Consider the following 13,725-nt stretch of genomic DNA (forward strand, 5'->3'; position numbering starts at 1 on the left):
GCACACGCGGGAGCTCGGAGCACCGGGCTGAGAGGGCGCTGACCTCCGCAGACGCGATGTTTCACGTGGAACATCGTCGGGCGGAAATCGCTGCGTCGACCGCTGAACCTGTTACCGGGTAATGCCGGCGTAGGGAGTAGGTCTCATGACCATCGAGGACACACGCACGCCTGCCTCCAGCCAGACGGGCGGGACAACCGCCGCGTCGGAGAACCAGGGGAACCAGGGCGAACAGCCCCTGGAGGACGGGAAGTCCATCGGCTGGCACAAGGCGTACATCGAGGGCTCGCGCCCCGATCTGCGGGTGCCGGTCCGTCAGGTGCATCTCACCAACGGGCAGTCCGTCACCCTGTACGACACCTCCGGCCCGTACACCGATCCGACAGCGGAAACCGACGTCAGGCGGGGGCTGCTCCCCCTGCGCGAGAACTGGATCATCGCCAGGGGAGACACCGAGGAGTACGCGGGCCGGCCCGTCCGCCCCGAGGACGACGGGATCAAGCACACCTCGCCCCGCGGCGGGCTGCGCAACCTCGACGCGGTGTTCCCGGGCCGGCCGCGCCAGCCTCGCCGGAGCAGGGACGGCCGGGCGGTGACCCAGCTCGCGTACGCGCGACGCGGGGAGATCACCCCCGAGATGGAGTACGTGGCCGTACGGGAGAATGTCTCGCCGGAGGTCGTCCGTGAGGAGATCGCCGCGGGCAGGGCCGTCCTGCCCGCGAACGTGAACCACCCGGAGATCGAGCCGATGATCATCGGCAAGCGGTTCCTGGTGAAGGTCAACGCCAACATCGGCAACTCGGCGGTCACCTCCTCCATCGAGGAGGAGGTGGAGAAGATGACCTGGGCGACCCGATGGGGTGCCGACACGGTCATGGACCTGTCCACCGGCCGGAACATCCACACCACGCGTGAATGGGTGCTGCGCAACTCCCCCGTCCCCATCGGCACGGTGCCGCTCTACCAGGCACTGGAGAAGGTCGACGGCAAGGCCGAGGAGCTGACCTGGGAGATCTACAAGGACACGGTCATCGAGCAGGCCGAACAGGGCGTGGACTACATGACGGTCCACGCGGGTGTGCGTCTCGCCTATGTACCGCTCACCGCGAACCGCAAGACCGGCATCGTCTCGCGCGGCGGCTCGATCATGGCGGCCTGGTGCCTGGCGCACCACAAGGAGTCGTTCCTCTATGAGAACTTCGAGGAACTGTGCGAGATCCTCGCCGCCTACGACGTCACCTACTCTCTCGGCGACGGCCTGCGGCCGGGTTCCATCGCGGACGCCAACGACGAGGCCCAGTTCGCGGAGTTGCGCACACTCGGGGAACTCAACCGGATCGCGAAGCGTTTCAACGTACAGACCATGATCGAGGGCCCGGGACATGTCCCGATGCACAAGATCAAGGAGAACATCGACCTTCAGCAGGAGATCTGCGATGAGGCTCCGTTCTATACGCTCGGCCCGCTGACCACGGACGTCGCCCCGGCGTACGACCACATCACCTCGGGCATAGGTGCCGCGATGATCGCGTGGTGGGGCACTGCGATGCTCTGCTACGTCACGCCCAAGGAGCACTTGGGACTGCCCAATCGTGATGACGTCAAGACCGGTGTCATCACCTACAAGATCGCGGCCCATGCCGCGGACATCGCCAAGGGACACCCTGGCGCACAGGAGTGGGACGACGCGCTGTCGGACGCCCGCTTCGAGTTCCGCTGGGAGGACCAGTTCAACCTGGCTCTCGACCCCGACACGGCCCGCGAGTTCCACGACGAGACCCTCCCGGCCGAACCGGCCAAGACGGCCCACTTCTGCTCCATGTGCGGGCCGAAGTTCTGCTCCATGAAGATCTCCCAGGACATCCGTCGTGAACACGGCGGTTCCCGGGCCGAGATCGAGGCCGGGATGGCTCAGAAGTCCAAGGAGTTCGCGGAGGCGGGGAACCGGGTCTATCTGCCGATGGCCGACTGAGACCCGTCGACGCCGGGCGGTACGCGGGGACGGCGGACGTGGTGAGGCCGCCTGTCGTCGTGGCCGCCGACGCTGCTGCCGTGCGACGAGCGGTGCTCTTCCGGGCGGTTGCCGGGAGAGCCCGCCGCCGCGGATGGCGGTGCCGTGCGGCCGGTCCCGGTCGGGACCGGGGGTGTGCCGGATGGCCGCCGAGGCCCGGTGGCTTCCGGGGCGGCGGCCGGTGCCCGGGTGCTACTCGGGCTGGTGTTCCGGTCCGCCGAAGTCCGGGCTGGAGAAGTCCGGGCTGCTGTAGCCGGCGCGGGAGCCCGCGCTGCTGCTGTCCGGGCTGCTGCTGAAGCTCGGGCGGTTGTAGCCGAGGTGCGGCATACGGCTGGGCGGGGCCGGGCGGTCCGGCTCGCTCAGCAGTGCCGGGCCCGGGTTCGCGAGGGCGTCGCGGAGGAACGGCAGGATGCCGCGCTCCAGCAGGGTGTCGCGCCAGGCGTCCCTGGCCCGGGTCACCTCCTCGTTCAGCTCGCTGCGGGCGCTGTCGTCCTGGAGGGCGGTGGCGTTGTTGCGCAGGGCGGTGAGCAGGAGGCCGACCGCGGCCACCAGGATCGCCGCGGCCGTGACCGCGCCGAACACCCACCCCGTGGTGAGCAGCGTCTCGGCGATCGCCCGCTCGGGGTCGAGCACCTTCATGACGTACCCGACGAACAGGAAGAGCACGGCGGCCGTGCCGGCGAGGACGGGGGCCAGCACCGCGGCGATGGCACCGGCGCCCGCGCCGACCGCCTCGGTGACCTCGCCCACGGTGGCCGCGAGCCCCACGGCGGAGCCGTCCGGTTCGCTGGAGCCGGACGCCGTTCCCTCACCGGTGGGTGTGGTGGCCGACGACGGGCTGCGGAATTCGTCGCGGACCTTGACGTAGTACTGGTATTCGGTCGACGCGGCGGCGGTGATGATCGCCGTGGCGTTGAGGGCCATGGTGCGCAGTTGTTCGGGGTTGAGCCGCTGGAGGCCGACGGCGAATTCCGGGCGGTGTGGTGCGGAGCGCAGCGCCTCGCCGAGGATCCGCTCGTACTCCTGGCGGTCCTCACTGAGCAGGTGCTGCGGAACGCTGTTCATGTGCATCCCCCGATGCTCCGTAGGGCTTGTGGCTCGGCATGCTGACGAGCCGTCGGGCAGAAACGGAGGGGAGCCTGCTACGGATAAGCCGATGGTAGAGCGGTGACGGCAGGCGGTGACAGGGGGTTTGAAGAAATTGGCCCCTGGCCAGCGAAGTCTTCCGACCTGAGACGCCTGCCCGCTGACGGCTCAGGTAGGCAGCGGAAGTTCCTGGACCAGCAGCTTTCCGGCCATGGTCACGCCGCCGTCCATGGCGACGGCCAGACCTTCCGCATAGGTGTACGGTCCGTCGACCGACGGGCCCGTGCCGTCCTCGCCGTCCTCCGAGCCGACCTCGCCCAGGAGGTACGGGATGGGGCTGTGGCCATGGACGATGCGGGTGCCGCCGTAGATCTCCAGCAGCGAGCGCACAGCGTCGGCGCCGCCCTCGTCCCGGAAGGAGAAGCGCCGGGTGAACTTGCGGAAGAGGTCCCAGACCTCGTCCGGGTCGTTACGGGTGATCGTCTCGCGGACGGTGTCGTTGACCGCCTCGATGGAGTCGCCGTAGTCGCGGTAGGCGGTGGTGTCGGAGTGCACCAGGAGGTGGCCGTCGACCTCCTCCATCGCGTCCAGGCGGGCCATCCACTGGAGGTGGTGGTCCTGGAGGCGGTCCATGTCGGTCTTCTGGCCGCCGTTGAGCAGCCAGGCGGCCTGGAAGGTGGCGGTGCCCGCGCCGGAGTTGACGGGGGTGTCGCCGAACCGCTTGGCGCCGAGCAGGAGCAGCTCGTGGTTGCCCATGAGGGCCTTGCAGTAGCCGCCGGCCGCGGCGGCCTCGGCGGACAGACGCATCACCAGGTCGATGACCCCGATGCCGTCCGGGCCCCGGTCGGTGAAGTCGCCGAGGAACCAGAGCCGGGCGGTGCCCGCCGACCAGTTGCCCGCGGCGTCGACGAGGCCCTTCGCGTGGAGTGCGGCGAGCAACTCGTCGAGGTAGCCGTGGACGTCCCCGACGACGAAGAGCGGGCTCGGCCGGGACGACCGCTCGGCCGCGACCTCCTCCGGGTCGATCACGACCTGAAGCGTGTCACCCCGGTTGATCACCGGGAGGTCGCGCTGGGTCGGGGTGTACCCCTCGGGGTAGCCCTCGGATTCGTCGGCGGCGGGCCCGGCGGCCTCACCGGGATCCGCGGTGTGTCCGTACGGACCGGCCTCGTGGACGTACGCGGGCACGCGGAAATCGCGCACCGTCGGCGTCCGCACCTCGGGTCCCTGACCGGCCCCCTGAGTCATCGACCCCTCCACCACCATCGCCCGCAGCTGCACCGCATCGGACTGCCTGGTCGCAGCGGCCCGCGGTGTGTGCGCCCATCATAGGAATGCGGATCGCGCCATGTGATGACCCAGGGGTGGTGAAATGGCGCAGGGCCCCGGTTCACCGCGGTTTTCTCCCGAATTGGGCGGTGCTCTCCCCGCCCAATTCCCGTTCGGGTCCTCAAGCGGGGCGTCAACCCTCTTCGGGTGACCGCGGCGGGCTGACAGTCCTGCGCGGCGGACGCCGCTCGGACGAGGTCCGCACGATCAGCTCCGTCGGTATCACCTGCTCGACCGGTTGGTCCGATTCGACCCCCTCGATGGCATCGATGAGGAGCTGGACCACAGCCGTGCCGATCCGGCGCGGCTTGAGCGAGAGCGTGGTGATCGGCGGCTCGGTGGTCGCGTACACGGCGGACTCGCTGCAGCACACCAGCAGCAGGTCGTCGGGGACGCGCAGGCCGTACCGCCGGGCGGCGGCCAGCAGATCGGTGCCGTTCGGGTCGAAGAGGCCGTAGACCGCGTCCGGACGGTCCGGGCGGGCCAGCAGCCGGTCGGCGGCGACGGCGCCGGCGCACGGATCGTGCGCCGGATAGGCCTCGTACACCGGATCCTGGCCCACACGCTCGCACCAGCGCAGATACGCGGTGGTGGAGAGATGGGTGTACGTGTCCGTCGTCGTGCCCGTGAGGAGTCCGATCCGGCGGGCTCCCGCGTCGGCGAGGTGGTCGAGGATGCCGAGGACGGCGGCCTCGTGGTCGTTGTCGACCCACGCGGTGACCGGCAGCGTGCCGGCCGGGCGGCCGTCCGAGACCACCGGTAAGCCCTGGCGGACCAGTTCGCTGACGACCGGGTCGTGGTCGGAGGGGTCGATGACCACGGTGCCGTCCAGGGCGACGTTCGACCACACGTCGTGCCGCGAGGTCGCGGGAAGGATGACCAGGGCGTAGCCCCGGGCCAGCGCGGCCGAGGTGGCGGCCCGCGCCATTTCCGCGAAGTACGCGAACTCGGTGAAGGTGAAAGGTTCATCCCCGTAAGTGGTCACGGTCAGGCCGATGAGGCCCGACTTGCCGGTTCTGAGGGTTCGGGCTGCCGCCGAGGGGCGGTAGCCAAGTCGGTCGGCGACCTCACGTACATGGCGTCGGGTGGCGTCCGGGAGCCGGCCCTTGCCGTTGAGGGCGTCGGAAACGGTCGTGATGGAGACTCCGGCGGCGGCGGCCACGTCCCGGATGCCCGCCCGGCCCGACCGGCTGCCTCGGCGGGGAGTTTCCGCGCGGCTCACCTGGTGCTTCCCTGCTGCTGTCATGGCGAGCCGATAGTAGGGCTCATGCGGTGGGGTAGTGCGGACGCATATGCACTCGTTGACAGGCACGTTTCTGCAAGGTCACCATGGGTCAATTTCCTTGCATTGCAAGGGAGTTGAGCGATCCAATGCCAGGACGTGACTTGTCGACGCGCATGGGCCTGCCAAGTAGCTGATGTCTCGAAGAGGTCTCAACTCACCTGCACGGGTGATGCGCGCCACGGCGTGAGCCACCGGCGCGCACGCTCGCGAGCAGCGCGCCCCCTGATTCGTACACCTTCGTGCGCTGATGCCCGTGGGGCGGATGGGACAGGAGGGGCGTGGATGAGGGGTGGCGGCTGCGCGGTCTCGCGGCGGACGCGGTTGTCCACCGGCCATTCGCAGGGGCGCCGAATCCTCATAAGGTGAGAAGCATTACGTCGATGAGGAGGACTGCGGTGAGCGAGACGAGCCCCAAGCTGCGCGCCGAGCTGGACGGGATCCCGACCTACAGGCCCGGCAAGCCGGCCGCGGCGGGCGGCCCGGTGACGTACAAGCTGTCCTCCAACGAGAACCCCTATCCGCCCCTCCCCGGAGTGCTGGAGAGCGTGACGGGGTCGGCGGCGAACTTCAACCGCTACCCGGACATGGCGTGCACGGGGCTGATGAGCGAGCTGGCGGACCGCTTCGGGGTCCCGGTCACCCATCTGGCCACGGGCACCGGCTCGGTCGGGGTCGCCCAGCAGCTGCTGCAGGCGACCTCGGGCCCCGGCGACGAGGTGATCTACGCCTGGCGGTCGTTCGAGGCGTACCCGATCATCACGCAGATCAGCGGGGCCACGTCCGTGCAGGTCCCGTTGACGCCGGGCGATGTGCACGACCTGGACGCGATGGCGGACGCGATCACCGACCGGACTCGGCTGATTTTCGTCTGCAATCCGAACAACCCGACGGGGACGGCGGTCCGCCGAGCTGAGCTCGAGCGCTTCCTCGACCGGGTGCCCAGCGATGTGCTGGTGGTGCTGGATGAGGCGTACCGAGAGTTTGTACGGGATGTCGAGGTGCCGGACGGTGTCGAGTTCTACCGTGAGCGGCCGAACGTCTGTGTGCTTCGTACCTTCTCCAAGGCGTACGGTCTCGCGGGCCTCCGGGTGGGATTCGCGATCGCTCACGAGCCGGTGGCAGCCGCCCTGCGCAAGACGGCCGTGCCGTTCGGTGTGAGCCAGCTCGCACAGGACGCCGCGGTCGCCTCCCTGCGTGCGGAGGACGAGCTCCTCGGCCGGGTCGGCTCACTGGTCTGCGAGCGGAACCGCGTGGTCGAGGCCCTGCGCGGCCAGGGTTGGACGGTGCCCGAGACACAGGCGAACTTCGTGTGGCTGCGGCTGGGGGAGCGCACGGTCGAGTTCGCCGGTGTGTGTGAGCGGGCCGGTGTCGTCGTGCGGCCGTTCCCGGGCGAGGGCGTGCGGGTGACGATCGGCGAGACCGAGGCGAACGACATCTTCCTCAAGGTGACGGAGACGTTCCGCAAGGAGCTCTAGAAGGCTCTGACCAGGGGGTTCGGGGATTTTCTCCGGACCCCTTGCTTTTTTGGGACCCCACGCTCCCACCTCGAACGAGCATGCGTCATAATTGCTTGTGAATGTGAACGCGTTCACAAGCTCGTCCCGTTTGTCTGAGATGTTGCGTGCCAGGCGGGACAAACTGCCGCAGTGCCACGGCATGTAAGGAGAAGACGTGGACTTCGCTCTGGCGCCGGAGACACTGGCGCGATGGCAGTTCGGCATCACGACCGTCTACCACTTCCTCTTCGTCCCCCTGACGATCTCGCTCGCCGCGCTCACCGCCGGCCTGCAGACCGCGTGGGTGCGCTCGAAGAAGGAGAAGTACCTCAAGGCCACCAAGTTCTGGGGCAAGCTCTTCCTGATCAATATCGCGATGGGTGTCGTCACCGGCATCGTGCAGGAGTTCCAGTTCGGGATGAACTGGTCCGACTACTCCCGCTTCGTCGGTGATGTCTTCGGGGCCCCGCTCGCCTTCGAGGCGCTGATCGCCTTCTTCTTCGAGTCCACCTTCATCGGTCTGTGGATCTTCGGCTGGGACAAGCTCCCGCAGAAGATCCATCTGGCCTGTATCTGGATGGTCTCCATCGGCACGATCCTGTCGGCGTACTTCATCCTCGCGGCCAACTCCTGGATGCAGCACCCCGTCGGCTACCGGATCAACGAGGCCAAGGGCCGGGCCGAGCTGACCGACTTCTGGCTCGTCCTGACCCAGAACACCGCGCTCACCCAGGTCTTCCACACCCTCTCGGCGGCCTTCCTGGCCGGCGGCGCCTTCATGGTCGGCATCGCCGCCTTCCATCTGGCCCGCAAGAAGCACATCCCGGTGATGAAGACCTCGCTGCGCCTCGGTCTGGTCACCGTGATCGTCGCCGGCATGCTCACCGCGATCAGCGGCGATCTGCTCGGCAAGGTCATGTTCAAGCAGCAGCCGATGAAGATGGCCGCCGCCGAGGCCCTGTGGGACGGCGAGGCGCCCGCGCCCTTCTCCGTCTTCGCCTACGGCGATGTCGACAAGGGCCACAACACGGTCGCCATCGAGATCCCCGGCCTGCTGTCCTTCCTTGCCAACGACGACTTCGACTCGTACGTCCCCGGCATCAACGACGTCAACAAGGCCGAGCAGGAGAAGTTCGGGCCCGGCGACTACCGGCCCAACATCCCCGTCGCCTACTGGGGCTTCCGCTGGATGATCGGCTTCGGTATGGCGTCCGTGGCCATCGGCGCGGTCGGGCTCTGGCTCACCCGCAAGAAGTTCCTGCTGCCGCGGCACCTGCGGGTTGGCGAGGACGAGGTGCCGCATCTCGTGCTGCTGCCCAAGAAGGCCCTCGGCCCGACCCTCACCAAGTGGTACTGGCGCATCGCGGTCCTCACTCTGGGCTTCCCGCTGATCGCCAGCTCCTGGGGCTGGATCTTCACCGAGATGGGCCGTCAGCCGTGGGTCGTCTACGGCGTGCTGCGCACCGAGGACGCGGTCTCCCCCGGTGTCTCCCAGGGCGAGATCCTCACCTCGATGATCGTCTTCACGACGCTGTACGCGATCCTCGCCGTCGTCGAGGTCAAGCTGCTGGCGAAGTACGTCAAGGCGGGACCGCCCGAGCTGACGGAGGCCGACCTCAACCCGCCCACGAAGATCGGCGGCGACTCCCGTGACGCCGACAAGCCGATGGCCTTCTCGTACTAGGCCGCACCGGGCCAAGGGAGCACAGTCATGGAACTTCACGACGTCTGGTTCGTCCTCATCGCCGTCCTGTGGATCGGCTACTTCTTCCTGGAGGGCTTCGACTTCGGGGTCGGTGTCCTCACCAAGCTGCTGGCCCGGAACCGTCCGGAGAAGCGGGTCCTCATCAACACCATCGGGCCCGTCTGGGACGGCAACGAGGTGTGGCTGCTCTCGGCGGGCGGCGCGACCTTCGCCGCCTTCCCCGAGTGGTACGCGACCCTCTTCTCCGGCTTCTATCTGCCGCTGCTGCTCATCCTGGTCTGCCTGATCGTCCGGGGCGTCGCCTTCGAGTACCGCGTGAAGCGGCCCGAGGAGAGGTGGCAGCGCAACTGGGAGACGGCGATCTTCTGGACCTCGCTGCTCCCCGCGTTCCTGTGGGGCGTGGCCTTCGCCAACATCGTGCGCGGAGTGAAGATCGACCGCGACTTCGAGTACGTCGGCAACCTCGCCGATCTGCTCAACCCGTACGCCCTGCTGGGCGGTCTGGTCACGCTGACGCTCTTCACCTTCCACGGCACGGTGTTCGTCGGCCTCAAGACCGTCGGGGACATCAGGGAGCGGGCGAGGAAGCTGGCTCTGCGCGTCGGTGCCGTGACGGCCGGGCTGGCTCTGCTCTTCCTGCTCTGGACCCAGATCGAGAAGGGCGACGGTGTCTCGCTGGTCGCGGTGGTCGTGGCCGTCGCCGCGCTACTGACGGCGCTGGTGGCGGTTCGCGCGGGGCGCGAGGGATGGGCGTTCGCCCTGTCGGGAGTCACCATCGTGGCCGCCGTCGCGATGCTCTTCCTGACCCTCTTCCCGAATGTGATGCCGTCCTCGCTGAACGAGGACTGGAGTCTCACGGTGACGAACGCCTCGTCCAGCCCGTACACCCTGAAAATCATGACGTGGTGCGCGGCCATCGCCACACCGGTCGTGATGCTCTACCAGGGATGGACGTACTGGGTGTTCCGCAAGCGAATCGGTACCCAGCACATCGCCGAGTCGGCGCACTGAGTCCCCGTGAGGCGGTGTGTTTGACGATGTTTCACGTGAAACACACCGCCTCGGGCCGAAGGGGCATGTTTCACGTGAAACATGCCTGCTGAGAAGAGGGTGTTTCACGTGAAACCGATCGACCCGCGACTCCTGCGGTACGCCCGTGCCACCCGTCTCTTCCTGGCGGTGGTCGTCGGTCTGGGTGTGGTCGGCGCGACCCTGGTCATCGCCCAGGCCATGCTCATCGCCGAAGTGGTGGTCGGCGCCTTCCAGCACGAGATACCGGTCGCTCAACTCCGCACTCCCCTGCTGCTCTTGGCGGTGGTCGCGCTGGGGCGGGCCCTCGTCTCCTGGCTCACCGAGCTGGCCGCACACCGCGCGAGTGCGGCGGTGAAGTCGGAGCTGCGGGTGCGGCTGCTGGAGCGGGCCACCGCGCTGGGCCCCGGCTGGCTGAGCGGACAGCGCACCGGCTCGCTGGTCTCCCTCGCCACCCGAGGGGTCGACGCGCTCGACGACTACTTCTCGCGCTATCTGCCGCAGTTGGGCCTCGCCGTCGTCGTGCCCGTCGCGGTACTCGCGCGGATCGTCACCGAGGACTGGGTGTCGGCGGCGATCATTGTCGGCACGCTGCCGCTGATCCCGGTCTTCATGGTGCTGATCGGCTGGGCCACCCGCTCGCAGATGGACCGTCAGTGGCGGCTGCTGTCACAGCTGTCGGGGCACTTCCTGGACGTCGTCGCCGGGCTTCCGACGCTGAAGGTCTTCGGCCGGGCCAAGGCACAGGCCGAGTCGATCAAGCGGATCACCGGCGAGTACCGCCAGGCGACCATGCGGACGCTGCGGATCGCCTTCCTGTCCTCCTTCGCGCTGGAACTGCTCGCCACGATCTCCGTCGCACTGGTCGCGGTCACCATCGGCATGCGGCTCGTGCACGGTGAGATGGACCTGTATATCGGGCTGGTCATCCTCGTGCTGGCTCCCGAGGCATATCTGCCGGTCCGGCAGGTGGGCGCCCAGTTCCACGCCGCCGCCGAGGGGCTCGCGGCGGCCGAGGAGATCTTCGAGGTCCTGGAGACTCCGGTGCCGGCCTCCGGGACCGGTGCCGTGCCGTCCGTCGGTGGCATCCACTTCGACGGGGTGACCGTCCGCTACCCCGGCCGGTCGTACGACGCCGTCTCGGACGTGTCCCTCACCGTGGCCACCGGCGAGACGGTGGCCCTCGTCGGGCCGAGCGGGGTGGGCAAGTCGACGCTGCTGAACGTCCTGCTGGGGTTCACGGAGACGACGGCGGGCACCGTGCGGGTCGGGGGAGCCGACCTCGCCTCGCTCGACCTGGACCAGTGGCGCTCGCGCGCGGCGTGGGTGCCGCAGCGTCCGCACCTGTACGCCGGGTCGATCGCCGAGAACGTTCGGCTGGCCCGTCCGGACGCGGACGACACGGCGGTACGGGGGGCCCTCGCCGACGCGGGGGCGCTGGAGTTCGTGGACGCGCTGCCCGCCGGAGCCGAGACGGTCCTCGGCGAGGACGGCGCCGGTCTCTCCGCCGGACAACGGCAACGGCTGGCCCTCGCCCGGGCCTTCCTCGCCGACCGGCCCGTGCTGCTCCTCGACGAGCCGACGGCCTCGCTGGACGGGGAGACCGAGGCGGAGGTCGTGGAGGCGGTGCGACGGCTGGCGGCCGGCCGGACGGTGCTGCTGGTGGTCCACCGGCCTGCGCTGCTGGCAGTGGCGGACCGGGTGGTGCGTCTGGAGGAGGCCCCGGGGCGCGGGGCGGCACCGGTGACGGCCGTCGAGAGCGGGACCGAAGCGCCGCGCAGTCCGGGACGACAGGAGGCTCCGGCCCCGGCGCCCGCTGAGGATCTGCCGCTGGAACAGAATGGACGCGTACTGACCCGGGTCCGCCGTACGGCCGGGCCGCGCCGGGGCCGGCTCGTCCTCGCCCTGGTGCTCGGCAGCCTCGCGCTGGGCAGCGCCGTCGGGCTGATGGCGACCTCCGGGTGGCTGATCTCACGGGCCTCGCAGCAGCCCCCGGTGCTCTATCTGATGGTCGCGGTGACGGCGACGCGTGCCTTCGGGATCGGGCGGGCGGTGTTCCGGTACGCGGAGCGGCTCGTGTCGCACGACACCGTGCTGCGGATGCTGGCGGACACGAGGGTGGCCGTCTACCGGAGGCTGGAGCGGCTGGCGCCCGCCGGGCTGCGGACGACGCGGAGGGGCGACCTGCTCTCGCGGCTGGTCGCCGATGTGGACGCCTTGCAGGACTACTGGGTGCGCTGGCTGCTGCCCGCCGGGGCCGCGACGGTCGTCTCCGCCGCGTCCGTGGGGTTCACCGCCTGGCTGCTGCCCGAGGCCGGGGCCGCACTCGCCGTCGGGCTGCTCGCCGCCGGTGCCGGGGTGCCCCTCGTGACCGGTGCCGTGGCCCGGCGGGCTGAGCACCGGCTGGCGCCGGCCCGGGGAGTGCTGGCCACCCGTGTGGCCGATCTGCTCACCGGCACCGCCGAGTTGACGGTCGCGGGCGCCCTGCCCGGCCGTACCGCCGAGGTGCGCCGAGCCGACCGGGTGCTCACCAGGATCGCCTCCCGCGCCGCCACCGCCACCGCGCTCGGCGACGGGCTCACCGCGCTGGTCTCCGGGCTCACCGTCGCCGCCACCGCTCTCCTCGGTGCCCAGGCCGTCGTCGACGGCCGGCTGAGCGGCGTGGCCATGGCTGTCGTCGTCCTCACCCCGCTGGCCGCGTTCGAGGCGGTGCTGGGGATGCCGTCGGCCGTCCAGTTCCGCCAGCGGGTCCGCAGGAGCGCGGAGCGCGTGTACGAGGTACTGGACGCCCCCGACCCCGTACGCGAACCGGAGGCGCCGGTGGAGGCGCCGGTGTCGCCGTTCCCGCTGCGGCTGGCTGGGCTCGGCGCGCGGTACGCCGGGCAGGAGCGGGACGCGCTCGCCGGGCTGGATCTCACCCTCGACCAGGGGCGCAGGATCGCCGTGGTCGGTGCCTCGGGGGCGGGCAAGACGACGCTCGCCCAGGTGCTGTTGCGCTTCCTGGACGCGCGGGAAGGGACGTACGCGCTGGGCGGAGTGGACGCGTACGCGCTCGACGGGGACGCCGTACGGCGGCTCGTGGGGCTGTGCGCCCAGGACGCGCACCTCTTCGACAGTTCGGTGCGGGAGAACCTGCTGCTCGCCCGGAAGGACGCGGACGAGGAGGAACTGCGGGACGCGCTCGCGCGGGCGCGGCTGCTCGACTGGGCCGACGAACTCCCCGACGGGCTGGACACCTTGATTGGCGAGCACGGAGCCCGGCTGTCGGGCGGCCAGCGTCAGCGGCTGGCCCTCGCCCGCGCACTGCTGGCCGACTTCCCGGTCCTCGTCCTGGACGAGCCCGCGGAACACCTGGACCTGCCGACGGCGGACGCGCTGACCGCGGATCTGCTGGCCGCGACCGAGGGCCGTACGACCCTGCTGATCACCCATCGGCTGGCCGGCCTCGACGCCGTGGACGAGGTGGTCGTACTGGCGGAGGGACGGGTCGCCCAGCGCGGGACCTACGCGGAACTGGCGCTGGTGGACGGGCCCTTGCGGGCGATGGTGGAGCGGGAGGCGGCAGGGGAGCTTCTGGCCGGAGTCTGAGGCGAGCGCGTCCTGCCTGGCTCCGCGGTCTATTGACCGGGCCTGTCCAGCAGGACCGGGACCGCCCCGCAAGGCTCCGCGCCGAACACCCCGCGACCCGGACCCTGTTCGGCCCAGGATCTTGGACCGTCCGGGGCACTGTGTCCCCCGGCCGTACGACTCGAACAGGACTGCGGCGGTGGACCGGGCCACGATC

At 69.7% G+C, this 13,725-nt stretch carries 8 protein-coding genes; 5 read left to right on the forward strand and 3 right to left on the reverse strand.

Going from position 1 to position 13,725, the window contains the following annotated elements; all coding sequences use genetic code 11:
- Positions 1-145: 145 nt before the first annotated feature.
- A complete protein-coding gene (gene thiC, locus J8M51_RS39550; protein WP_086752581.1) occupies positions 146-1,972 on the forward strand; it encodes a phosphomethylpyrimidine synthase ThiC in 1,827 nt (608 codons plus the stop codon).
- Between the two features lie 231 nt (positions 1,973-2,203).
- On the opposite strand, the gene J8M51_RS39555 is transcribed toward thiC, so the two are convergent.
- From J8M51_RS39555 to J8M51_RS39565, 3 genes are all read right to left on the reverse strand, one after another.
- Positions 2,204-3,082 carry a hypothetical protein gene (locus J8M51_RS39555; RefSeq protein ID WP_086752583.1) on the reverse strand — a complete coding sequence of 293 codons (879 nt, stop codon included), beginning with the start codon at positions 3,080-3,082 and terminating at the stop codon, positions 2,204-2,206.
- Positions 3,083-3,265: 183 nt separating this feature from the next.
- Entirely contained in the window at positions 3,266-4,360 is a 1,095-nt protein-coding gene (locus J8M51_RS39560) for a metallophosphoesterase (RefSeq protein WP_256964047.1), read from the reverse strand.
- Positions 4,361-4,559: 199 nt separating this feature from the next.
- The gene (locus J8M51_RS39565) at positions 4,560-5,672 is read right to left on the reverse strand and encodes a LacI family DNA-binding transcriptional regulator (RefSeq protein ID WP_086752587.1); all 1,113 of its coding nucleotides are present in this window, start codon (positions 5,670-5,672) and stop codon (positions 4,560-4,562) included.
- A gap of 434 nt (positions 5,673-6,106) precedes the next feature.
- Here J8M51_RS39565 and hisC point away from each other — a divergent pair, with 434 nt between their 5' ends.
- The 4 genes from hisC to cydD all read left to right on the forward strand — a co-directional run bounded on the left by hisC (position 6,107) and on the right by cydD (position 13,529).
- Positions 6,107-7,186, forward strand: a complete 1,080-nt coding sequence (gene hisC / locus J8M51_RS39570; RefSeq protein ID WP_086752589.1) for a histidinol-phosphate transaminase — start codon at positions 6,107-6,109, stop codon at positions 7,184-7,186.
- A 196-nt stretch (positions 7,187-7,382) separates the two neighbouring features.
- Positions 7,383-8,891, forward strand: coding sequence for a cytochrome ubiquinol oxidase subunit I (locus J8M51_RS39575; protein WP_086752591.1), 1,509 nt, complete (start codon positions 7,383-7,385; stop codon positions 8,889-8,891).
- 27 nt (positions 8,892-8,918) lie between these two features.
- On the forward strand, positions 8,919-9,923 hold the full coding sequence (gene cydB / locus J8M51_RS39580) for a cytochrome d ubiquinol oxidase subunit II (RefSeq protein WP_086752593.1): 1,005 nt from the start codon (positions 8,919-8,921) through the stop codon (positions 9,921-9,923).
- Between the two features lie 108 nt (positions 9,924-10,031).
- Positions 10,032-13,529 (forward strand): thiol reductant ABC exporter subunit CydD, encoded by a 3,498-nt coding sequence (gene cydD / locus J8M51_RS39585; RefSeq protein ID WP_179202887.1) that lies wholly within the window; start codon positions 10,032-10,034, stop codon positions 13,527-13,529.
- Positions 13,530-13,725 lie beyond the last annotated feature (196 nt).

It is taken from the genome of Streptomyces griseiscabiei (assembly GCF_020010925.1).
Lineage (GTDB): Bacteria > Actinomycetota > Actinomycetes > Streptomycetales > Streptomycetaceae > Streptomyces > Streptomyces griseiscabiei.